General features: G+C 38.1%; 20 protein-coding genes. 7 read left to right on the top strand and 13 right to left on the bottom strand.

Going from position 1 to position 24,693, the window contains the following annotated elements:
- Nucleotides 1–494 precede the first annotated feature (494 nt).
- From FNZ60_RS03130 to FNZ60_RS03120, 3 genes are all read left to right on the top strand, one after another.
- On the top strand, nt 495–2,168 hold the full coding sequence (locus FNZ60_RS03130; RefSeq protein WP_142416258.1) for a formate--tetrahydrofolate ligase: 1,674 nt from the start codon (nt 495–497) through the stop codon (nt 2,166–2,168).
- A 189-nt stretch (nt 2,169–2,357) separates the two neighbouring features.
- Nucleotides 2,358–2,591, top strand: coding sequence for a 30S ribosomal protein S21 (gene rpsU / locus FNZ60_RS03125; protein WP_100128225.1), 234 nt, complete (start codon nt 2,358–2,360; stop codon nt 2,589–2,591).
- A 1,447-nt stretch (nt 2,592–4,038) separates the two neighbouring features.
- Entirely contained in the window at nt 4,039–4,599 is a 561-nt protein-coding gene (locus FNZ60_RS03120) for an SH3 domain-containing protein (protein WP_142416257.1), read from the top strand.
- Nucleotides 4,600–4,618: 19 nt separating this feature from the next.
- Here FNZ60_RS03120 and irrA read toward each other — a convergent pair whose 3' ends face one another.
- Entirely contained in the window at nt 4,619–5,158 is a 540-nt protein-coding gene (gene irrA, locus FNZ60_RS03115) for an iron response transcriptional regulator IrrA (RefSeq protein WP_142416256.1), read from the bottom strand.
- Nucleotides 5,159–5,391: 233 nt separating this feature from the next.
- On the opposite strand from irrA, the gene fabA reads away from it, so the two are divergent.
- Genes fabA through fabI form a run of 3 tightly spaced genes read left to right on the top strand, consistent with a single transcriptional unit; the run spans nt 5,392 to nt 8,046 of the window.
- Nucleotides 5,392–5,901 carry a 3-hydroxyacyl-[acyl-carrier-protein] dehydratase FabA gene (gene fabA / locus FNZ60_RS03110; protein WP_142416255.1) on the top strand — a complete coding sequence of 170 codons (510 nt, stop codon included), beginning with the start codon at nt 5,392–5,394 and terminating at the stop codon, nt 5,899–5,901.
- A 57-nt stretch (nt 5,902–5,958) separates the two neighbouring features.
- Nucleotides 5,959–7,179, top strand: coding sequence for a beta-ketoacyl-ACP synthase I (fabB, locus tag FNZ60_RS03105; protein WP_142416254.1), 1,221 nt, complete (start codon nt 5,959–5,961; stop codon nt 7,177–7,179).
- A gap of 48 nt (nt 7,180–7,227) precedes the next feature.
- Nucleotides 7,228–8,046, top strand: coding sequence for an enoyl-ACP reductase FabI (fabI, locus tag FNZ60_RS03100; RefSeq protein ID WP_142416253.1), 819 nt, complete (start codon nt 7,228–7,230; stop codon nt 8,044–8,046).
- Between the two features lie 472 nt (nt 8,047–8,518).
- Here the strand turns inward: fabI and FNZ60_RS10425 are convergent, their stop codons facing one another.
- From FNZ60_RS10425 to acnA, 12 genes are all read right to left on the bottom strand, one after another.
- Nucleotides 8,519–8,644 carry a hypothetical protein gene (locus FNZ60_RS10425; protein WP_281280240.1) on the bottom strand — a complete coding sequence of 42 codons (126 nt, stop codon included), beginning with the start codon at nt 8,642–8,644 and terminating at the stop codon, nt 8,519–8,521.
- A 768-nt stretch (nt 8,645–9,412) separates the two neighbouring features.
- Nucleotides 9,413–10,417, bottom strand: coding sequence for an NAD(P)H-dependent glycerol-3-phosphate dehydrogenase (gene gpsA, locus FNZ60_RS03090; RefSeq protein ID WP_142416252.1), 1,005 nt, complete (start codon nt 10,415–10,417; stop codon nt 9,413–9,415).
- Between the two features lie 399 nt (nt 10,418–10,816).
- Entirely contained in the window at nt 10,817–11,485 is a 669-nt protein-coding gene (cyoD, locus tag FNZ60_RS03085; RefSeq protein WP_142416251.1) for a cytochrome o ubiquinol oxidase subunit IV, read from the bottom strand.
- Nucleotides 11,485–12,153, bottom strand: coding sequence for a cytochrome (ubi)quinol oxidase subunit III (locus FNZ60_RS03080; protein ID WP_142416250.1), 669 nt, complete (start codon nt 12,151–12,153; stop codon nt 11,485–11,487). Before FNZ60_RS03080 ends, cyoD begins: the two co-directional genes overlap by 1 nt.
- Nucleotides 12,150–14,168, bottom strand: coding sequence for a cytochrome o ubiquinol oxidase subunit I (gene cyoB, locus FNZ60_RS03075; protein WP_142416249.1), 2,019 nt, complete (start codon nt 14,166–14,168; stop codon nt 12,150–12,152). The genes FNZ60_RS03080 and cyoB overlap by 4 nt, the downstream gene beginning before the upstream one ends.
- Nucleotides 14,169–14,243: 75 nt before the next feature.
- The gene (cyoA, locus tag FNZ60_RS03070; RefSeq protein WP_142416248.1) at nt 14,244–15,218 is read right to left on the bottom strand and encodes a ubiquinol oxidase subunit II; all 975 of its coding nucleotides are present in this window, start codon (nt 15,216–15,218) and stop codon (nt 14,244–14,246) included.
- 141 nt (nt 15,219–15,359) lie between these two features.
- Nucleotides 15,360–15,800, bottom strand: coding sequence for a type II 3-dehydroquinate dehydratase (aroQ, locus tag FNZ60_RS03065; protein WP_142416247.1), 441 nt, complete (start codon nt 15,798–15,800; stop codon nt 15,360–15,362).
- A gap of 53 nt (nt 15,801–15,853) precedes the next feature.
- On the bottom strand, nt 15,854–16,987 hold the full coding sequence (recF, locus tag FNZ60_RS03060; RefSeq protein ID WP_142416246.1) for a DNA replication/repair protein RecF: 1,134 nt from the start codon (nt 16,985–16,987) through the stop codon (nt 15,854–15,856).
- Nucleotides 16,988–17,007: 20 nt separating this feature from the next.
- A complete protein-coding gene (dnaN, locus tag FNZ60_RS03055) occupies nt 17,008–18,129 on the bottom strand; it encodes a DNA polymerase III subunit beta (RefSeq protein WP_142416245.1) in 1,122 nt (373 codons plus the stop codon).
- 188 nt (nt 18,130–18,317) lie between these two features.
- Nucleotides 18,318–19,889, bottom strand: coding sequence for a chromosomal replication initiator protein DnaA (gene dnaA, locus FNZ60_RS03050; RefSeq protein WP_142416244.1), 1,572 nt, complete (start codon nt 19,887–19,889; stop codon nt 18,318–18,320).
- Nucleotides 19,890–20,586: 697 nt separating this feature from the next.
- Nucleotides 20,587–20,853 (bottom strand): 30S ribosomal protein S20, encoded by a 267-nt coding sequence (gene rpsT / locus FNZ60_RS03045; protein WP_142416243.1) that lies wholly within the window; start codon nt 20,851–20,853, stop codon nt 20,587–20,589.
- A gap of 241 nt (nt 20,854–21,094) precedes the next feature.
- Nucleotides 21,095–23,779, bottom strand: a complete 2,685-nt coding sequence (acnA, locus tag FNZ60_RS03040; RefSeq protein ID WP_142416242.1) for an aconitate hydratase AcnA — start codon at nt 23,777–23,779, stop codon at nt 21,095–21,097.
- Nucleotides 23,780–24,077: 298 nt separating this feature from the next.
- Between acnA and ccmA the strand changes: the two genes are divergently transcribed.
- On the top strand, nt 24,078–24,689 hold the full coding sequence (gene ccmA / locus FNZ60_RS03035; protein ID WP_142416241.1) for a heme ABC exporter ATP-binding protein CcmA: 612 nt from the start codon (nt 24,078–24,080) through the stop codon (nt 24,687–24,689).
- The last annotated feature ends 4 nt before the right edge of the window (nt 24,690–24,693 follow it).

Genomic DNA, 24,693 nt, shown 5'->3' with positions numbered 1-24,693 from the left:
TTACTTTCTTTTCTCAATTTTTTACCTTTTCCATCAATAGATGTTTCTCAATATTTTATTTCTATCCGCCCCATCTTAAGAGGGACTTTAGATATGTCATCACAAATTGCGGTTTACCACTCTCATAAAACTTTTTCAGTATACTATTTGGAATAATAAATATAAGATATAAAAATCGCGTTGATATCACCGCATACAAGTTTTTTTTACATTAATGACCTAAAGACTTTTTTCTGATTTCTGATGTTCATCATGAGCTGATATTGAGAAAGATATCGCAAGCTTGCTAAGAACTTATGGAAATTTAAAACTTAGAGATTCTTTTTTCAAAAAAACAATAAAAATCTTCTTGTGCTCCTTTAGTATTCCCTCTTGCACAGCATATCATCGACCTTTATGATACCTTATACTTTCTATTCTCTATGGATTCTTCTCATTAATCCACAGAGTGCAGATATCGACTATTAAAAAAGCTCAGTTTAAAGAATTTTTCTATGCCTCAAACAGATATTGAAATTGCTCGCACTGCTAAGAAGCAGCATATTACTGAAATTGCACAAAAAATTGGCATCTCACATGAAAATCTCATTCCCTATGGCCATGATAAAGCTAAAATTTCTTCCTCCTACATAAAATCGCTTAATAAAAATCCAGATGGTAAACTTATCCTCGTCACTGCTATTAATCCCACACCTGCTGGAGAAGGAAAAACAACAACAACAGTTGGACTGAATGATGCTCTTAATCTCATCGGAAAAAAAACAATAGCTACTTTAAGAGAGCCGTCTTTAGGCCCCTGTTTTGGTGTAAAAGGTGGGGCTGCTGGTGGTGGTTATGCGCAAGTTATCCCAATGGATGACCTTAATTTGCATTTTACCGGTGATTTTCATGCTATTACAGCGGCTCATAATCTTCTTGCTGCAATAATCGATAATCATATCTATTGGGGGAATACTCTCAACATTGATCCACGTCGCATTGTTTGGAAGCGCGTTCTTGATATGAACGATCGTGCATTGCGCGATATTGTTATTTCATTGGGAGGAATAACAAATGGTTTTCCACGTCAAACAGGTTTTGATATTACTGTTGCATCAGAAATTATGGCACTTCTTTGCCTTTCTGAAAATTTAGAAAACCTTACACAAAGACTTAAAAAAGTTATTGTTGCCTATCGTTATGATAAAACACCCGTAACAGTAGCTGATCTTAATGCGGAAGGTGCCATGACCGTTCTTCTTAAAGATGCCATACAACCCAATCTTGTACAAACAATTGAAAATAATCCTGTTCTCGTTCATGGAGGACCTTTTGCCAATATTGCTCATGGTTGTAACTCAGTTATAGCGACAAAAACCGCTTTAAAACTTGCTGATTATGTTGTCACAGAAGCAGGATTTGGAGCCGATCTTGGAGCAGAAAAGTTTTTCAACATCAAATGTCGACAAGCAGGTCTTGTACCAAATGCAACAGTGATTGTTGCAACGATTCGTGCATTAAAAATGAATGGGGGTGTGGACAAAAATAATCTGACAGAAGAAAATATTACCGCTTTAGAAAAGGGAGCAGCGAATCTTTTACGACATATCCAAAATATGGAGCTTTACGGTATCCCTTGTGTTGTCGCAATTAATCATTTTGACAGCGATAGCGATGCTGAAATAAGCGCATTACAAAAAATAGTTGCCACAACTGGACACAAAGCTATTATTTGTAGACATTGGGAACAAGGTGGAAAAGGCGCAGTAGCACTTGCACAAGAACTCGTTGACTTAATTGAAAAGCAAGATTCTCATTTTCAAGTTCTTTATCAAGATGATATTCCCCTCATTCAAAAAATTAATTGTATTATAACAAAGCTATATGGTGGGCGTGGCGCCATCATATCAGCTCCTATTCTTAAACAACTTGAATCTTGGGAAAAAGAAGGTTTTGGCACCTACCCTATTTGTATGGCAAAAACACCTTATTCTTTTTCTGCTGATCCCAAGCAATATGGTGCTCCTGTTGATTTTGAAATTCCTGTACGAGAAGTTCGTCTCTGTGCGGGAGCTGGTTTTATTGTTGTCATTTGTGGAGATGTGATGACCATGCCCGGCTTACCGCATTATCCTACCGCTGAAAAAATTTATCTTGACGAAAATGATCAAATACAAGGACTTTCATAAGTTTATAACCGTTAACTCTATCAGTCATTATAAAAAAAACCTTTTATTGAAAATAAGGAATAGAATTTTAAAAAGCGATATAGACAAATGTCTTATTTATGTGATATAAGTTTTTGTCCTTTTGGATATGCCTTTAAAAGGACGTAGGTTTTCCTATCATTTATGACACTGAAAAAAGCAGGATAAATAGTGCAAGTACTCGTTCGTGATAATAATGTTGACCAAGCGCTCCGCGCGTTGAAAAAAAAGATGCAGCGTGAAGGTATCTTCCGTGAAATGAAAATGCGTAGTTATTATGAAAAGCCATCTGAAAAGCGTGCTCGTGAAAAAGCTGAGGCTATTCGTCGTACACGTAAGCTTGCTCGTAAGCGTGCGCAAAGAGAAGGTTTTGTTAGTAACGGACGCGCTGTTGCGGTAAAGTGATATACTTTTCATGCATCATCGAATTGCATAAGCAATAGAGGACGAGCTACCGGAAAATTTTATCTTCATAGGCAATTGTGATAGATTGTTTATCTTTGGTGTTTTTTATGAAATGTTGTCTAGCGCTTCAATCATATAAATTTAGTTATATAAAATAATGTGTTAATTATCTGGAAGTGATAAACGCTCTTATCATAGATGGTGGGGTTTATTCACTCTTGTAGGTTTCAGAAATAACTAACAAACAACATTTTAGATATTTAAGCAACTTGTTTCTATGTAGAATGTGGATTGGATGTCAGGTGTTTTATCATCACTTTTCGCTATGATTTTTTTCTTCTTGTTATCTCTCAGATAACTGTTTCTTCTATGAACTTCTCATGATGATTTTCTTTTTGGATCCTTAAATATTCTGCAGCTTTAGAAGATTTTAGATCAGATTGTACAACCACAAATGATTATCGCAATATATGGTTGTGTGTGGATATATAACTCTCTCTCCCTTCACTTATGTAATACCTCTTGACGCTATTCTTCTAAAGGATGAAGGATTTTAGCCACTGCACTACAGATTCTTTGTTCTTGATAAGTTTCTTCTACTTATCACTTATATCATTGGCCTTGTTTCAAATACACCATTTATTTAATTCAACTTTTTATACTGAGTTCAAAAAAATAAAATGTAAAATAAACAGAGAAAACACTGTATTTCAATATGGGTGTAGGCGTTTTATATGACCATTTTTGATGAAAATGTTTTTCTTGTACATTATAAGCGGAGTTTGTATGCAAATAAAATAAAAATGCTTCTTATGAACGCTCTAAATAATAGGAATAGCATAACATAGAGAGCTGTGAAATAGAATGACTGTACTCGTTTATCTAACATACGGATAAGCATTATCATTGCATAAGATCATATGGGTAGCAAATTTTATGTAATAGAAACTATTCTGTTAAAATTATCCCTTCATACATCAATCTACTCTACAATGTTGTTCAATTTTTATGCTTGAATGCTTCATGCATTATATTATTTTGTCCCTTTAAAACTGTCTTCTCCAGCCACACACCATAATCTCTTTACCGAACAGTTTTCGTATGCATAATGGTGTTTTTATTTCGAGAATTACTCTTGGGAAAAAAGATACAATATTTTAGTTCTGATCCCCTATACAAAAACCACCTCAGCCGCAATATACTTTGCTATTTTAATATCTTTCTCACACATATAGCTTACTAAAAATTCAATATTTATTTATAACTATTCCCGCATAAACATTGAGAAATTCAAAATTTTGTTTTCTTTATTTTGCTCTTTTCGTAACAATTTTTTCATTGTTTAGATCTCTTTAACGAGAAATATGTCATAATTTTTTATTAGTCTCCAATCTTATCTTCCAGATTTTAAATGACCTAATATATGACGCAATATAAGGAGTTCAGTGTGCAAAATTCTCGTTGGTTTCGCGTTTTAATGCTCGCATCATGTATCTTAATCGTAAAAGTTATTGTATTGGGTTCACCGCGTTTGTTGCATGCACAAACATTTAATCAAAACATAGGCCCCAGTGGTTTACCACTTCCGCGATTTGCTTCGATTAAACCTAACCGTGTTAATGTACGTGTTGGGCCAGGAAGCAACTATTCTATCATTTTTACCTATAAAAAGAAGGGATTACCTATTGAAATCATCCAAGAATATGACCAATGGCGAAAAATTCGTGATGCAGAAGGCGATGAAGGGTGGGTGTATCAATCGCTTTTATCAGGAAAGCGAACTGCTATAACTATTCCATGGCAAAAAGATAAAACAAAAAGGCTGATACTACGAAAAAAACCCACTGACAATGCAGAACTTGTGGCAGAAGTAGAGCCTAATGTCATTGGCAATATCCACCAATGCGATGGACAATGGTGTAAAATCACTCTTAATAATGTTCATGGATGGCTTCATCAATCTCAATTATGGGGAATCTATCCTGATGAAAAAATAAAAGGTTGGTGAATGCTTAAGCGCATCAAGTTTAGCTTTTATTCCTCATTGAATATCCTTGCTCCCTATCACAAGATTGATTTTTCGGTTTTAATCGTACAATCAAATCAACATGTGAAATTTCCATACCTTCTGGTGGTTTAGGCAAATTCCCAATAATGGGAGATGCTTCCAAGTTGCAAGGAATATCAAGAATACGATTTTTACCTTCTATATAAAAATGATAGTGATCAGAGGTATTTGTATCAAACCAAGTCTTCGAACCTTCTACGGCAATAATCCGTAACAATCCCGCTTCCGTAAATTGGTGAAGTGTATTGTAAACCGTTGCTAAGGATACAGTTACATCCGCCCTCACCGCTTCCTCATAGAGCTCTTCCGCAGTAATATGACGATTTCCCTGAGAAAAAATCATATGCGCAAGCTTTAACCGCTGACGTGTTGGACGCAAACCATTTTCACGCAAACGTTTTTCTAACATAGAAGTGGAATAATATTGCACACCTTCTCCCCACTCTTTTGTGAACTGTTGCTCTTCCTTCATATCTAAATCATCTGAACTTCCTGACATGTTACAAACTAAAATATCTTCTTGCTTCAATAAGATAAAAATATAAAAAAATGGGAATAGTATGGTGCAATCTTGTATTCCATTTTTAAATAATTACCTATGTAGGATACATAAAAAAGAGCTTTTGTCATTAAAAATGATATAAAATCATTTCCCTCTCTTTAAAATTTGCTCTAAAAGTAGGTTGGAGAAAAGCGCAGAAATAAAGATATATGCAAATAAACGGAGTAACCATGGCTGAACAAAAGTCTTGCTACACTTATGAAGAGCTTCTGAGCTGCGCTCGCGGCGAAATGTTTGGTAAGGGTAATGCGCAATTGCCGGCACCACCAATGTTGATGATTCATCGAATCACTCAAATCAGTGAAACTGGTGGTAAATACGATAAAGGGATGGTTCGCGCCGAATTTGACATGACACCAGACATGTGGTTCTTTAATTGTCACTTTATAGGCGATCCCGTTATGCCAGGATGTCTTGGATTGGATGGTATGTGGCAATTAACAGGTTTTTTTCTTGGTTGGTTGGGCGAACCAGGGAAAGGTAGGGCTATATCAACAGGTGAAGTAAAATTGTCAGGTATGGTAACCCCACAAACCAAACTTCTTGAATATGAAATAGATTTTAAGCGTATTCGACGTGGAAATTTAGTCTTAGGAATAGCTGATGGATGGCTAAAAGCAGATGGAGAAACTATTTATAAGGCGAATGATTTACGCGTTGCTTTATTCAAAGAAGATTGAACATTATTTTCATCAGAAAAAATCTTTTACTATTCTGTATGGAACAAGGAGGTATGGATGCGTCGAGTTGTTGTAACTGGAATGGGAATTGTCTCCGCGATTGGGAATAATCCAGAGGCCGTTTTAACCAGTTTATATGAAGCAAAATCCGGGATTTCTTACGCACCTCAGTATGCCGAATTGGGCTTCCGTAGTAGAGTTTACGGTAAACCCGATATTAATATAGAAGAACTCGTAGATCGACGTGCTCTCCGTTTTCATGGACGTGGAACAGCATGGAATCATATTGCTATGGATCAAGCGATTGCTGATGCTGGCCTAGAGCCTCATGAAGTATCAAACGAACACACTGGTATTATTATGGGTTCTGGAGGTGCTTCAACGCAATCAATCGTAGAAGCAGCTGATATTACACGCCAAAAGGGTCCAAAACGTGTTGGGCCTTTTGTTGTGCCTAAAGCAATGAGTTCTACAGCATCCGCAACACTTGCAACTTTTTTTAAAATAAAAGGAGTTAATTATTCAATCTCTTCAGCTTGTGCTACCTCCAATCATTGTATTGGGAATGCTTATGAAATGATACAATATGGCAAGCAAGATCGTGTCTTTGCCGGTGGCTGCGAAGATTTGGATTGGACACTTTCTGTTTTATTTGATGCTATGGGTGCTATGTCTAGTAGATATAATGACATCCCTCACAAAGCTTCACGTGCCTATGATGTCAATCGTGATGGATTTGTTATTTCTGGAGGAGCTGGTGTTTTGGTTCTTGAAGAACTAGAATGTGCTAAAGCACGTGGTGCAAAAATCTACGGAGAAATCATTGGATATGGTGCAACATCCGATGGATATGATATGGTTGCTCCATCAGGAGAGGGAGCAGAACGATGCATGCGCATGGCCCTTGCAACAGTCAATAATAAAATTGATTATATCAATCCCCATGCAACAGCAACGCCTGTTGGTGATCCTCCTGAAATAGAGGCTATCCGCCGTATTTTTGGAGCGGGTGATCAATGTCCCCCCATTTCTGCCACCAAATCTCTAACAGGGCATTCCTTAGGAGCTGCAGGTGTTCACGAAGCAATCTATACATTGTTAATGATGAATCATAATTTTATTTGTGAAAGTGCCCATATTGAAGAACTTGATCCAGCTTTTGCTGATATGCCAATCGTCCGTGAACGGCGTGATCATCAACAACTGAATACCGTATTGTCAAACACTTTTGGCTTTGGCGGTACCAATGCAACGCTTGTTTTTCAACGCTATATATAAAAGAAAGTTCTTAGTAATTGAAAAAAGTACGGTCTTACGGAGAATAATATGAAAGGTTTGATGGAGGGCAAACGTGGCCTTATTATGGGAATTGCAAATGACCATTCAATTGCTTGGGGCATTGCCTGTCAACTCGCACAAGCAGGAGCTGAATTAGCATTAACTTATCAAGGAGATGCTTTTGGAAAACGTGTTCAGCCCCTAGCAGATAAGCTTGGCTGCAAATTAGTTCTAGAGTGTGATGTTGAAAAAATTGAAAATGTTGACGACGTTTTTGAGAAACTTGAAAAAGAATGGAAAACGATTGATTTTATTGTCCATGCCATTGGTTTTTCAGATAAAAATCAGCTAAAAGGGCGTTACGTTGATGTTACAACACGTGAAAACTTTCAACGTACAATGGTGATTTCAGCTTATTCCTTTACTGAAATTGCTCAGCGCGCAGGCAAGCTTATGCCTAATGGAGGAGCACTTTTAACCCTTACTTATGGTGCTTCACAACAAGTTGTACCTAATTATAATATCATGGGGGTTGCTAAGGCTGCTTTAGAAGCTATGGTCCGTTATTTAGCAGCGGACTTTGGCCCACAAAATATCCGCGTCAATGCGATTTCAGCGGGTCCCATTAGAACCTTAGCGGGTAATGGTATTGCAGCTGCACGTGCAATATTTTCACATCAACGCCGTAATGCTCCATTACGTCGTACCGTGAATATTCATGAAATTGGAAAGTCTGCCCTTTATTTACTCTCTGACTTATCATCAGGCGTTACAGGTGAAATCCATTATGTTGATTCAGGCTATAACATCATGTCTATGCCAATACTTGAAGAACTGAAAAAAACTGAAGATTCTCAAGAAGGATAAAAAACATCCGACTTAAAAAAGAAAATCAATCATCTGTAAAGTACTTTAATCGCGTATTGAGTTGCTGTCTCTACTAGACTGAATCTCATGGGAAAGTTTAAAATCCAATCTTTTGCGTATATGATGATATACAATTCTTACCAAGAGAATCACAATCTGTCGCAGAATACAGAAATCATTACGAGATAGCAAACGTGCTTGTTTCTAAAATTTTTAATCCCTCTGATGACAAGGAAAAATGAAATTCTGTGGTAGAATTACGCTTTCCTTTCAACTTTTCGATCCAAGGATAATCCATATATTTTCTCAATCTGATTTTTATAAATATAACGCAAAGGACGTGTAAGAATTCCTGTAGGGATAAGCAAACACAAAGCCAATTGTGTCATTGTTATTGTTTTGCGGAGTGTTTTATAAAAAGCTACCATACCTCTACAATCGATTTTTCTAAAAAGTTTTGTGTTTTATGGCGTTATTTTCCTAACAAGTTCCATGCCTTTTCTGCTACTTGTTGTAAATCAACATCTAATTCTAAAGCCGTAACATATTTAGAATAAAACATTAAGATGAGAAGCATAATAAATTTTGTGTATTTCACAGAGAGTTCAATTATACTATTTATAGTACCATTTTGGAATGGAGTTGCCTGTATTGAGAGATGCCTTGTTAAAAAGTACATAAATGAGCAACAGCGATAGTGTTTTTGTTTTGGACGCTCTATCTTATCTAATACATCAGGAGATGTGCTTTCATTAAAAAACGAGAAAAATAAATGTGAGGTAAGACAGTATATCCATTATTTAAAAGCTATTGCTTTAGATGCCTTTGCAAGTCGTAAGGCTAAATTAAAAATAATGGTAGAAATGAAAACTGTACCTTTAAAACTTTATATTCTTATCAAATTAGGTTGCCATTTTTTTCAGAGATCACACAAACAGAGATACGTAATACCCTCCCCTTATCTAGCTATTACACGCAGCAAATAATATTGGAAATTGGGTAATAGCAAATGATATTTTTAGCTTATACCTTACATAAATGAAATGTCGCTCCCCAATAAATCTTCTATTATTCTGTTTACAAATAGTATTGTGAGATGTGTTTTAAAAAAACAAAATATTCCTTCCATTGCAGTACAAAACATGTTTAAGTGGAAACGATAATTTATTTTAAAACAATAGCTTAACAAAAGACAAAGATTTTATATTTCAGCCATTTTTCATAAAAAAAAATCAAACGACATGAAACTGTAATTTTTTGAGTTATAACTATCTTATAAAATCATCAACAAAATCTATTTTATATTTTTTCATAGAATGTTTCTATTTTTTTTAAGATTGGAAATATTTAAAAACACAGGCTCGTATTATATTTCGTCCTTGAGCGTGCGGCTTAGTAATGTGTTAGCAGCTTCAGTTACGTTTTTACCACAATAGAGAATTTGATAAATTTGTTCTACAATAGGCATTTCTACCCTCATGCGTTGCGCTAATATATGTACTTCCTTGGTATTTAAGTATCCTTCCACAACCTGACCAATTTGTTTTTCTGCCTCTTTTATATCTATTCCTTTACCAAGAAGTATTCCAAAACGACGATTACGCGACTGATCGTCAGTACATGTCAAAACAAGGTCACCTAAGCCTGTCATTCCCATAAATGTGGAAAGCTCAGCCCCCATAGCGCTCCCTAAACGACTAATTTCAGCTAATCCTCGTGTGATGAGAGCTATTCGTGCATTTGCTCCAAATCCCATGCCATCTGATATTCCTGCACCAATAGCAATAACATTTTTAACGGCTCCCCCTAATTGCACACCAATCATATCTGAGCTTTTATAAACTCTAAAACTTTTGTCACAATGAAAAAGTCGCTGCAATTCTTTACCAAACTCAACATCAGAAGTTGCTATCGTCATCGCAGTAGGCCAACCAATAGCGAGTTCTTTAGCAAAAGTTGGTCCAGAAAAAACAGCTAAAGGGATTTTTTCACCTAAAATCTCACGAGCAACTTCTTGTAAGAAACGTCCAGTACCATGTTCTAAACCTTTCGCTGCCCAAATAACGCGTGAATGTTCATCCAAATAAGGCTGGATATTATACAACACTTGACGAAATACGTGGCTTGGAACAGCGATTAATATATTATCACTTGCTGTTATTGCAGTTTCAAGCGAAGCTTCAAGTAATAAATTTTCAGGAAATCGAATATCAGGTAAATATATTTGATTACAACGTTGTTCCTGTAATTTTTTGATATGTTGAGAATTATATCCCCAAAGTAAAACATTATGGCCATTACGAGCAAGAGCAATGGCTAATGCAGTACCAAAAGAACCCGCACCAATAACTGTCATTGCAATGTTTTTCATTAAGTTTTCTGATTATTCTCTAAATTTTCGATTTCAACTGCTCATTATGATTATAAATAACTTCAATGCTCTCTTTAATATAAATCCTATAAAACTAAAATGTTATTTCTTTGTAGCTTTATCGCACACAACATAAAAACTTGTTTTTTACGCTCTCTTTCTTTGTATTGAATTTTATAAAAACCATTCTTTGTATATTCTACAATAGCTATTTGTTTTAAAGCTTGACTAAACGCTCAATGAACCGTCTTGTTAAAAATAAAAGCACAGTCAAAATCATGATATGCATTCCACTGATATCTTATACTGAGCCCCCTCTTTCATATCCTACGAGTTCCAGCAGTAGCACCTTGTAAGAACTGATACAGTCCGCATCAGCTCTACAAGCATTTCTCACAGCTATTCTACAGGAGAGTGCATACTTGGCGTTTGCTCCATGGGAATTTCTGAACCAGGAATTTGATCCACAGGAGTTTGCAAACCTGGCGTTTGTTCCATAGGAGTTTCTGAACCAGGAACTTGATCTACAGGTGTTTGCACACCTGGCGTTTGATCCATAGGAGTTTCTGAACCAGGGACTTGATCCACAGGAGTTTGCACACCTGGCGTTTGATCCATAGGCATTTCTAACTCCAGCATCTTTTCTGGCTGTTTTCTTACGGATATATCTTTGTTTGATAACTGCTCAGATACTGAAGCACCCTCTACACCCGATATTTCCGGTTCAATAACACGTCCTGAACCGCCCATCATATTATAGTTCAAGTGGGAAATAGCCCACCACGTACCACCAATAATAAGAAAAACGCAAATGGCTGCAAACCATAAAGCGCTTAAATTCCACTTGGCATCTGGACCAGAGTTCAAGTGCAAAAAGAAAACAATTTGTACGATAATTTGAATAAGTGCCATCCCAATAAGATATGCAACCTTTGTACTAATCGCCCAACTTTCCATCATTCCATACATCACAGGAATAAAAGAACCCAAAGTGAAAAATACAGCCAGAATAAAACCGATTAAATAGGAACCAGTACTGGGACCATGTGCTTCATTTTGCATACTCATCACAACGCTCCTAATAAATAAACCATGGTGAAAACACCAACCCACACAATATCAAGTAAATGCCAGAAAATTGAAAGGCATGTTAGACGCGTTTTATTATCCTGATCTAAACCACTCCGACGTAGATGAAAAAACATCACCACCATCCAAAGAAGACCAACACTTACGTGAAGCCCGTGAGTGCCAACCAAAGCAAAAAATGCTGACCAATAAGCAGATAAAACCTCTTTTCCAAAAAGCTGTAAACCTGTTGCTGGATCAATACCCACATAAGCACGAGGCTCGTAATAAAAGACCTCACCCAATAGTTCATGGAATTCATAAAGCTCCATAGCAATGAAGCAACCTCCAAGTATAAAGGTAATGGCCATCCATAAACGCACACTACTGATACTGTTCTTATGTGCCTGTACCATCACAAACCCATAAGTAATTGATGACAACAATAAAAAAGCCGTCTCAACCAACACAAACTTTAAATCTATAAATTCATTGCCCGCTTTACCACCACCATAAGAAGCAGAAAAAACAGCAAAACTTGAAAAAAGTGTCGAAAACAGAATCAAGTCTGAAAGAATATAGACCCAAAATCCAAACGTCATTATCGAGCTATTGTCGTGATGATGCTCATCCACTGTCTTCGCATTATTCATTGTTACTGCGCTCATACTGTTACTCCTTGTTCTTTAAGAACAGCTGTAAAAGCATCTTCTGTCTTTTGCACTTCCTCAGCTGGAATATAATAACCATGGTGATCGCCTATTAATGAATGACATACAAGCGTTGCAACAAAACCAATCAGTCCAATCGCAACAAGCCACCAAATGTGCCAAACAAGCGCAAAACCAACCACTAATGAGAAGAATCCTGCAATAATTCCAGCTGAAGTATTTGATGGCATATGAATTTTTGTAAATCCACTTGTCGGACGTTGATAACCATTCTTCTTCATATTCCAATAAGCATCATCCGTCTCTACTTCTGGAAGTATTGCAAAATTATATGCAGGAGGCGGGGAAGAGGTTAACCATTCAAGAGTCCGCGCATCACCCCAAGAATCATTTATTGTTACCGGTAAATGACCTTTATGTTTAATACCATACCAAATTGCCAAAACAATCTGTAACACAAAACAGAGAATACCAAGTAAGATAATAAGAGCCCCTAGCGCAGCAATAATAAACATCGGTTGCCAACTAGGTTCCATGTAATGCTGAAGACGACGCGTCGCTCCCATTAAACCAAGAGCATAAACTGGGAAAAAGGCAAGATAAAAACCAATAAACCAACACCAGAACGATGCAATACCTAGCATGCGATTTGGTTTATACCCAAAAACTTTTGGAAACCAAAAAGCAAGTCCAGCCAAATAAGCAAAAACCACACCTCCAATAATTGTATGGTGAAAATGCGCTATCAAAAATAGCGAATTATGAAATTGCCAATCAGCAGGGACAATCGATAATAAAACACCCGTTAATCCACCACCAACGAACGTAAAGATCATTCCCATGCACCAAAGCATTGGAGGCTCAAAGCGTATCCTTCCTTTATACATCGTGAGCAACCAATTAAAGACTTTTACACCCGTTGGAACGGCGATGATCATCGTCGCAATACTAAAGAAGGTATTTACAGTTTCACCGCCACCCATTGTGAAGAAATGATGTCCCCAAACAAGAAGCGAAAGAATCAAAATTACCAACATGGCCCATATCATGGAAACATAACCAAAGAGGCGTTTTGAAGAAAAAGTTGATACAACCTCAGAAACAATCCCAAACGCCGGAACAACCAAAACATAAACTTCAGGATGACCAAAAACCCAAACATAGTTAATCCATACCATTGGATTGCCGCCACCAACATTGGTAAAGAAATTCATGCTCAGATAACGATCACAGGCCAAAAGTGCAAAGGCGATAGCTAAAACAGGATAAATAACCAAAATAAGGACATTACTGACAAAAGCGCTCCAACAAAAAATAGGCATTTTCATCATTGTCATTCCAGGAGCACGCATCTTAATCATTGTTGCAATGAAATTGATTGCTCCCATTGTTGTCGCGATACCAGAAAGCTGAAGCGACCATAAATAATAGTCCACCCCTGTATCTGGACTTGTTTGCAACTCTGTAAAAGGTGGATACATAAGCCAACCACCACGACCAAAATTACCAATACCTAGTGATATATTAATCAAGATTGCCCCTGCAGCCGTAATCCAAAAACCTAGATTATTTGCAAAGGGAAAAGCAACATCACGTGCACCAATTTGAAGTGGTATAAGATAGTTAAACAGACCAAATAAAATAGGCGTAGCCATGAAAAAAATCATGATCGTACCATGCGCCGAAAAAATTTGATCAAAATGCTCAGGGGGCAAATAGCCCGCTGTTTCACTCCCAAGAGCTAAAGCTTGATGCGTTCGCATCATAAGTGCATCCGCAAAACCGCGAACAAGCATAATAATTCCAAGAATTATATACATAATACCTATGCGTTTATGGTCAACAGTCGTAATCCAATTTCGCCACAAGACCCCCCACCACCCAAGCGCTGTTAAAGCAACAACAGCAATTAAACCAACCACAACAATCGCGATACATGTATATAAAACGATCGGTTCATGTGCAAGCGCATGAAAAGCACCTGCCGTAGGATCTGTAAGTCTTCCAAACATTTCTCAACCCATTTCAAATGAAATTCAAGTTTAAAAGAAACCTTATGTTAAAAGGGCTCTTTCTCTATTGATCCCTTAAATAACCTCGGGATCAAATACTGAACATAGTGCACCCCATAGCGTCTGAGCAGCAGCGCGTTTCATTAAATCTTCGTTACATACCGTATTTTCATCGACACAGCGATTAACAATGCGATAGTAAAGCCGCTTCTCAACAGGTGCAAAATAACGAACTTCAGCATCTTTTTCCTTCGCAGCAATATCACCCATACGAGGCGCAATAGAAAGTTGACGATAAGACTTACGATCAAGTTCTCGCCCATTGGCCCGAGCTTTTACAATCCAATCATCAAAATCCTGCGAAGACACAGAATGCCAATTAAACCGCATACCCGCAAAACCATCGCCGCTGTAATTTGCGGAGGTCCCTTTGAAGACGCCATGTTCTTCAGCGATCAAATGCAACTTAGCATTCATCTGCGGCATAGCGTAAAGAACTGTACCCAATTTAGGAACCCAAAAAGCATTGACAGAATTTTCTGACGTCAATTGCAACAAAACTTGACGTCCTTTAGGTGCGTAAATTTCATTGATCGATGCAATACCATACTGGGGATAAATAAAAACCCATTTCCAATCAAGAGCGACAGCATCAATCTGCAATGGCTCCCCTTCACCCACAACCTCCACCGGAAGAGGCTTTGCAGGCTCAAGTTTATAAGTATAATAAGCTGCGAATACACCCAAAACCATTACGATTAAAATTGGAATACCCCACATCACTGCTTCAATTTTATTTGAATGTGCCCAATCAGGAGAATATTCCGCTTTCACATTTGATGCCCGATATTTTATTGCTAAAAATACTACACTCACCATGACTGGAATGACGACGCAAAGCATAACAAACACACAAGCAGCGATCAAAATGAGCTGTTGACGTGCAACATAACCTGATGGCTGTAGAACATCAATCTTACAACCAAACAAAAGTAGTGCTATTCCCCCTAAAATCATCAGCATTTTTGTCCGTCTAACAAAACTTTCCATCTTTATTTGCCCCCATCATACGCACTAAAAATTGTCATAAATATCATACCTCATATTGTACAAATTTGAAAATAATTATCAAGTGAATTCAAAGCCTATATCACTCTTTCATCCAATGATCCAACACTTGCTTTTTAATGATTATAATTTAATTTTTTTTGCAATATACTCGAGTGCAAATCGATATCCATCACTTCCACATCCAGTTATAATAGCATCGACACCTAAAGAGGTATAAGAATGGTGACGGAAAGCTTCGCGTTGATAAATATGGGATAAATGAACTTCTACTTTCGGCCCTGAGAACATTTTTAGAGCATCAAGAAGAGCAACAGATGTATGACTGTAAGCCGCTGGATTGATGATCAATCCAGAACTTAGCCCTATTGCCTCTTGTATCCATTCTACGAGCTGCCCTTCATAGTTACTTTGATAAAAATTTATGATAAAATCGGCTTTCTTTGCCCATTCTCTGCAATTTTTTTCAATATCTTCTAGAGTTTCAGTTCCATAAATTTCTGGCTCGCGTTGACCCAGGAAGTTTAAATTAGGACCGTTTAAAATCGTTATCATTACGGACATAGCAAGCCTTTTCTTCTCGATCATCCCTTATTAAAAAATATTTAGAATGTTTTTTACAGCAATAAAGCACCATCCTTAATCTCAAAAAATTCTGCACGTCCTTTTAAGTCATCAAATAAAAGACGATCTGTTCCTGTCATAAATGTTTGTACAGATAAATCATCAAGAATATCAAATAAAGCAGCACGTCGATGCGAATCAAGATGAGCTGCCATTTCATCAAGAAGAAGAATAGGAGCCCTTTCCGACATCATACCTGTTAAACGTGCATGACACAAAACCAAACCTGTTAACAGCGCTTTTTGTTCACCTGTTGAACAAGATGTTGCTGCTCGATTCTTATCCGCATAAAAAACCTGCAAATCTGCGCGATGTGGTCCTTCTAATGTTCGCCCAGCAGCACGATCTATTGCACGATTGCGCTGCAACCGATCACAAAATTGTTCTTCAACTTCAGTCGCTGATAATCTACTTAGAGCAGTTTCCAAAAAACCATCAATTTGCAAAAAAGCCCGTGGAAAAGATATCTGAGATGGCATTTTTGTAAACATGTCGTTTAAAAGCCGAATAATATCAATACGCGCCGCAGAAATAGCGATCGCCAATTCTGCCATCTGTTTTTCTAAAGCGTCAAACCAAGCATAATCTTCATTTCCATCCAAAAACAAACGATTACGTGCGCGCATCGCTCTATCATAATCGGCTATGCGGTGACTATGTAAAGGATCGATCGCCAAAACCATACGGTCTAAAAAACGTCGGCGCTCAAGCGAAGAACCCGTAAAAAGACCATCCATAGAAGGCGTCAAGATACTTATATGACAGTAATCTGTTAAGCAATCACTTGGCTCATTCACACCATTAATATGAACCTTTCGACTGTTATCGCTCATCTCTAAAGCTGTACCAATCTTTACTTCACCATAAAGCGCACATTCAAGACGCGCAAAGACAACAAATCCTTCACCGCTACCATCTGAAAAACTAATATCAGAATAAGCCGCTCGCCTTAAACCACGCCCCGGAGAAAGAAAAGATAATGCCTCTAAAAGATTTGTCTTACCAGCACCATTGTGACCAGTAAAAACCACATGTTGACCCGAAAAATGAATCTCCAAAGAAGCATAATTACGATAACGCAAAAGCCTCAGCTGTCTCACTGCCACTTTGTGCACATGACCAGCCATGCATTGCAAAACAACGGCCCCTAAACGCGAATGGGCATCAGTACATAAAGCACATCTGCATCATTATTATCACGAATGAGAGCTGGTGCTACAGCATCTGATAGCATAAAAACCATCTCATCACTTGAAAGTTGCCCAGCAATATCTAAAAGATAACGTGAATTAAATCCTATCTCAAGCGGATCGGCTGTATAAGTTACAGCTAACTGATCTTCTGCACTGCCAGAATCAGGGCTATTAACCACAAGCTTCAGCTGCCCATGCTCAATCGTTAACTTAACCGCGCGCCCTCGATCACTTGAAATTGTTGAAACGCGATCAACTGCAGAAGAAAAGTCCTGCCTATTAACAATTAATTCTTTATCATTTCCAAGAGGAATAACACGTTGATAGTCTGGAAATGTTCCATCAATTAACTTCGAGGTAAAAATCACAGACCCCACAGAAAAACGAATCTTTGTCTCTGAAAGCTCTATACATACATCGCTATCATTTTCTTCTGAAAGAAGTTTCTGTAGCTCTCCTACAGCTTTACGGGGAACAATAACACCAGGCATTCCCTCAACGCCTGAAGGAGCTTCCATTTCAACTTGTGCCAAACGATGACCATCTGTTGCAACCAAACGCAATTTCAAGATATCATCATTAATAACATGGAAGTAAATACCATTAAGATAATAGCGGGTTTCTTCAGTAGAAATAGCAAATTGCGTACAATCAAGTAAATGCTTTAACCCTGATGCCGATAGAGAAAAGCTATAACTAAACTGTCCAGGAAGTGATTCTGGAAAATCCGCCTTCGGAAGACATTGAAGCTGAAAATGCGCACGACCCGAAACAATCGACATTGCACTTGCTTGATTCTCATCGACAGATAATACAACCTCATTGCCATCAGGAAGTTTTCGAATGATATCATAGAGCAAATATGCCGGAACAGTCGTTGCTCCAGCTTGTTCAACATTAACTGTAAAAGATTCTGTAACCTCTAAATCAAGATCTGTTGCTTTTAACTGCACACGGCCATTTTCGGCATCAATCAATACATTCGATAAAATAGGAACAGTATTACGGCGCTCTACCACACGATGAACACGACCTAGAGATTTGAGAAATTGACTGCGATCAACTGTAATACGCATAAAAGCCCTATATGATTTACTAAAAACGATAAAAATTCCTTAGAATTAAAATAATAGATCCTCTTTAAAGAATCGCCTGCTGGATTTTATTAAAGCTCTCTTAAAATGGCAAGTCACTCCTGCATAAGAAAAAATAAATCTTTCCATTAAATCCTTTAAAGTTTCTTCAAAGAAAGAAATGATAAACACTATACAGCCTGCTCTCCAATCAATCGTTTAAGCAACTCAAGTTCCTTGGCCAAGGTCTGATCACCACAAACCAAATCTTCAATTTTACGCACAGCGTGTAAAACTGTTGTATGATCACGCCCACCAAAACGACGTCCAATTTCTGGCAATGAGCGTGGTGTTAATACTTTCGCTAAATACATTGCAACTTGCCGTGGCTTTACAACTGTCCGTGTTCGACGATTAGACAACAAGTCCTGTTTAGAAACATTATAATGGCGCGCCACCGTGCGCTGAATTTCTTCAATCCGAATGCGTCTAGGTTCACCGGGACGTGTCAAGTGACCTAATAACTCATCAATCCGTTCTAAAGATAAATCAGACTCAAAAGATTGACGAAACAAGAGCTGATTAAATGCTCCTTCAATATCACGCCCCGACCCTAAAACCGTTTTTGCAATATATTCCAAGATATCATCAGAAATTGATACCATGCCATCATCTTGCTGTGCAACCTTCAACCGCTGACGTAACATTTGCAAACGCATTTCATAATCGGGTGCTTCAATTTCAAGGGCTACCCCTCCTTGAAGACGAGAACGAACGCGAAGATCAAGCGATTCTAATTCTGCTGGTGGACGATCTGCAGCAACAACAACCTGTTTTGCACTATCAAGCAACATATTAAGCAAATGGCAAAATTCATGTTGTATAGACTTACCCTGCAAAAACTGCATATCATCAATAATCAAAAGGTCAATATCGCGGAGCTGTTCTTTAAAAGAAAGAGCATCATTATCACGAATAGCTGTTGCAAAACGCCACATAAAATATTCAGCAGTTAAATAAATAACACGCGCAGACGTTAAACGCTTTAATGCAGAAGCCGCAATTGCTTGAAGTAAATGTGTTTTTCCTAAACCAACAGAGGCGTGAATAAAAAGAGGATTAAAACGCAAAGCACTTTTATGTCCCTCCGCAATTGAACGCGCAGCCGCTAAAGCAACGCGATTAGAAGCCCCCTCAACAAAAGTCTCAAAACTATAGCGAGAATCAAGTGGAGACCCCAAAACTCCCGTCTGAGAATTCTTGATTGCATGCTCTGAACAACTTTCAACAAAAGGTGAAGTCACCTGCTCCTCCAGAACAACAGAAGGCGAACTTGTTTTACAAACAACATCTCTTGAAACGCGTTCCATACCGCGAACAATAACTTCAACACGAAGAATAGATGAATTCTCCTGTTTCCATAAATTTGTTAAAAGAGAACCATAGTGATTATTAATCCATGAACGTAAAAAAGCAGTAGGAACAGAAAGCTTTACAAGCGTATGACTATACTCAGCAAGCTTCACACGACCAAACCAACTGGTATAAGCCTCAACACCAACTTGTGCCTTTAATTGTGCCATCACGCGTATAAAAGCCGCCGCACTTTCATCCTCTGAAACAATAGAATATCCTACAGAAGAACTTCTACAAACGGCCCCATCACTCTCTGTCATTCTATCCTTTATTATATTCTCTGTTGATAGGATATTTACCGAAACCCTTTTAAAGGAATTAGCTTTAGAGTTCAATTTATCCACCATCTTCCATCCTGATAAAAATAAAATTCTGTCCTGCCAAACAGCTAAATAAACCTACCGAAGGCAACACGCCCTATCCCAAATAAGATTACTCTCCCTCCCCTAGGATAGCCTCATCACAACCCCACTAACAAAGATGACCAATAAGATTTACTTGCACTCATGATATGACCCAACCTTCTAAAATGGTAAACATACCAATTAAGAAAACTAAAAAAACGTCAGAATACCTCTTCAACACAAAAGCTTAAAAAGTCTAAACCAAAGCATCTTGTATCCAACAAAATACAGAATAACGCGCTGATGTAACCCCTTCATGCTTTTCAATCTTCACAAGAAACATACAAAACAGCAGAGGTAAAATGCAAGAGGTCAAAATAAAATCAAAAGATCCCCCAAAAATGCTTATATCAATAAAGAACGAGAAAAATTATTGATTCAATTCATTTTTTTTCTCTAAATTTACCAATCATTAAAGAATCTCTTCAGATTTAAAAAAAAAATAAAATACTTGACAAAAAAGACTCTGTAAAAATCCACAAAGCTTGTGGATAACCATGCTCCCCTATAAACGTCCTCTCATTTTTCAAGAGAAGAATCATTGTCGATTCTTATTTTCAATAGAAACTTTTTAAAACAATAAATAAAAAGCCAGCATCCTGATGGATACTAGCTTTGTTCTCAATAAAAAAGAGAAAACTTAAACGCTGAGAGCTTTCAAACGCTTCGCTAAACGCGATACTTTTCTTGCTGCAGCATTTTTGTGAAAAACCCCTTTAGAAACCGCACGCATAATTTCAGGCTCAAAATTCTTAAATGCAATTTCCGCTGCCACCTTATCACCCCCAGCTAAAGCATCATCAAACTTACGTATAAAAGTACGAACGCGTGAACGGCGGGCCCTATTAACCTGTGTGCGTGCTGCAACCTTGCGCACCGCTTTTCGAGCAGAAGGTGTATTCGCCATAAATATAATCTCTCTTTCAACACTTTGGTAAAATGAGTCTACAGAACAACTCTACCAATATAAACAAACCTAACCTAAGCAAAACTATAAAGCTGCTTATAATTCATGTGACTTATAGCGCAATGTCAAAGCTAACGTCAATTGAATTTTCAAAGACAGACATAAAAAACGAAGTCAAACTCTTTGATCCGCAACTTTATAGCTTAATCGTTTAAAGACATTTCTCAACAAACAAAAGCATTTAAACAGCTAACTTACGTAAGACATATTGCAGAATTCCACCATGATGCAAATAATCTAGTTCATCTTCAGTATCAACACGGCATAATAATGGAACAGTCTTTACCCTACCATCAGAAAAAGTAATTGTTGCTACAGTCTTTTGACGAGGTTTCAAGTTATGAATCCCTTCAATTGTTACCTTTTCATCTCCCTTTAAGCCTAAAGATTTCCAACTTACACCTTCTTCAAAAACAAAAGGAACAATACCCATACCAACAAGATTAGAGCGATGAATCCTTTCAAAAGACTGCACAATCACCGCTTTTATACCAAGAAGATTGGTCCCCTTGGCTGCCCAATCGCGTGATGATCCATTGCCATATTCAATACCCGCAAAAACAACAAGTGGAATACCTTCTTGTTTATACGCCATTGCTGCATCATAAATGGCTTGTTCTACCGCTGAGGGATAATGAACCGTATAGCCCCCTTCTCGACCATTTTCTCCTAACATGAAATTACGAATGCGAATATTGGCAAAGGTCCCACGCACCATAACTTCATGATTCCCACGGCGCGTTCCATACTGATTAAAATCAGCGACTTTAACACCATGATCCATTAAATATTTGCCAGCAGGAGAAGCAGCCTTAATAGAACCAGCAGGCGAAATATGGTCTGTCGTGATTTTATCACCAAACAAACCTAAAATCCGTGCATCCTTGATGTCTGATAAGACATCCGGCGTTTTCTTCATATCATCAAAATAAGGGGGATTACGAACATAGGTAGATTGCTCATCCCAAGAATAAGTAGAGCCCGTAGGGATTTGAACTTTTTGCCAATTTTCATCTCCCTTAAAGACATCTGCATATTTTTCGGCAAAAACCTTACGTGTAACATTTTTTTCGATAAACGACTGTATTTCTTGAGAAGTTGGCCAAATATCTCTTAAGTAAACCGGTTGACCATCTGAATCTTCACCAAGAGGTTCCTTGGTTAAATCTTTACACACCGTCCCAACAAGCGCATGTGCGACAACTAATGGAGGAGAAGCTAAATAATTCGCTTGCACATCAGGAGAAACACGCCCTTCAAAATTACGATTTCCTGAAAGAACTGCAGCAGCAATAACCTCATTGTCATTAATGGTTTTGGAAATAGCTGGATGCAAAGGACCAGAATTTCCAATACATGTCGTGCACCCAAACCCTACTAAGTTAAATCCTAATGCATCTAAATCTTTTTGTAGACCCGAACTTTGAAGGTAAGCTTCAACGACCTTTGAACCAGGTGCAAGAGAGGTTTTTACCCACGGTTTGCTCTTGAGCCCTTTTGCCACAGCATTTCGTGCCAGAAGACCTGCAGCAATAAGAACGCTTGGATTTGATGTATTCGTACATGACGTAATCGCAGCGATCACCACATCTCCGTGACCAAGCGTATATTCTTCACCCTCAACCGGATAACGCTCATCTTGTCCAGTCTTCTTATAATCTTCGACCAATGCCTTCTCAAAGCCTTGCCCAACATTTTCCAATGCAATACGTCCTTCAGGACGTTTAGGACCAGCCATAGAAGGAACAACGGTTCCCATATCTAATTCAATTGTATCACTAAAAATGGGACTAGCCACCATTCCATCATGCCACATCCCCTGTGCTTTAGAATAAGCCTCTACTAAGGCAATCCGATTTTCATCACGCCCTGTCATATTGAGATAACGCACTGTCTCATTATCAATTGGGAAAAAGCCACACGTCGCTCCATATTCAGGTGCCATATTTCCAATCGTTGCCCGATCAGCAAGCGTCATATGTTCCAAACCAGGACCAAAAAACTCAACAAATTTACCGACAACACCTTTCTGGCGGAGCATTTGAGTCACCGTCAACACGAGATCGGTGGCTGTTACACCTTCTTTAAGTTTCCCTGTTAGATGAAAACCAATCACTTCAGGTAACAACATAGAAACGGGTTGGCCTAACATTGCCGCTTCAGCTTCAATACCCCCAACACCCCAACCTAAGACACCCAAACCATTAACCATCGTTGTATGCGAATCAGTTCCCACACAGGTGTCTGGATAAACCGTCTCACTCCCCTCTTCATTCTTCATCCATACGCATTGCGCTAAATATTCGAGGTTAACCTGATGACAAATCCCTGTTCCTGGAGGAACAACCCGAAAATTTTGAAAGGCTTGCTGCCCCCATTTAAGGAAACGATAGCGTTCACCATTGCGTTCATATTCATGCTCAACATTTTCCTTAAAAGCCATGGGAGTGCCAAAATCGTCAACAATAACTGAGTGATCAATGATAAGATCAACAGGAATGAGAGGATTAATTTGTTCAGCGTTACCGCCAAATTTAACCATAGCATCGCGCATTGCAGAAAGGTCAACAACAGCAGGAACACCGGTAAAATCTTGCATAAGAACACGTGCAGGACGGTAGGCGATTTCTGCCCCCGCACTTCCTTTGTCGTTTAACCACTTAGCAACATTAAGGATATCTTCTTTTTTAACCGTGCGACCATCTTCAAATCGCAATAAATTTTCAAGAACAACTTTCATCGAAAATGGCAAACGAGAAATACCTTCAAGTCCATTCTTCTCTGCTTCGATCAAGCTATAATAAGTATATTCTTTGCCACCAACATTTAATGTTCTGCGACAATTAAAACTATCAATGTGAGTCATGACTGTCCATCCTTATACTAAAAACCACCCAATTTCCAGGAATGAACAACACAAACTACGAGTCAAGGTCGCAGCTTGAGCGCAGACGCAACCACCTCCGCTATCCATTTCCCCCTCCACCTTTTATAGGTAAATGCGGAAATCAGCGCCAAAAACCATTTTACACCAGATATTGATGTAATACATCTCTTATAGAACTATTTCTAGAACTATTCTAGGGACAATTGCATAAAAAACGTGTTTTTTATGCTCTAATGCAATAAAGAATAGGAAAATTAAAGCAAAATAGGCTATCCACATGGTGTTATTAGGCAAAAATTTAGCAGCTTATAGAAACGAGGAGATTCTGTTCAAAAACCTTTCTTTTTGTTTATTTCCACAGCAACTGATGACAATCACCGGTCCTAATGGTATCGGAAAATCGACCTTACTGCGAATCATTGTTGGTCTTCTTGAAGCTGCTGAAGGTCAAATAATCTTTAAAGACCATGAACAAAGATACCCTGTTGCAACAGCGTGTCATTATCTCGGGTCTCAAAATGCCATGAAACCTTTCTTATCTGTCATAAACAATTTGCAATTTTGGGCAGAATTTTATGGTCAACATTTACGTTTTGTACATGAAACCCTTGCCGATATTGGTCTTTCTGATCTTGAACATTTACCCTTTAACGCTCTGTCCACTGGACAACAAAGACGTGTCGCTATTGCCCGGCTTTTGCTCTCTTATCGTCCTCTTTGGATTTTAGATGAACCAATATCGGGGCTTGATAGCCATGCTCAAAAACTTCTTTCTCGTATTTTCCAACGTCATCTCAATCAAGGTGGTATGATTATCGCCGCAACCCATTATTCCCTAGGTATTCCAGAAAACCATACAATTGCTCTGGAAAAATTTTTACCTCTCTAGGAGA

This window comes from Bartonella massiliensis, assembly GCF_902150025.1.
Lineage (GTDB): Bacteria > Pseudomonadota > Alphaproteobacteria > Rhizobiales > Rhizobiaceae > Bartonella > Bartonella massiliensis.
The sequence above is the reverse complement of the archived record's forward strand: the minus strand, read 5'-3'. Positions and strand labels throughout refer to the sequence as shown.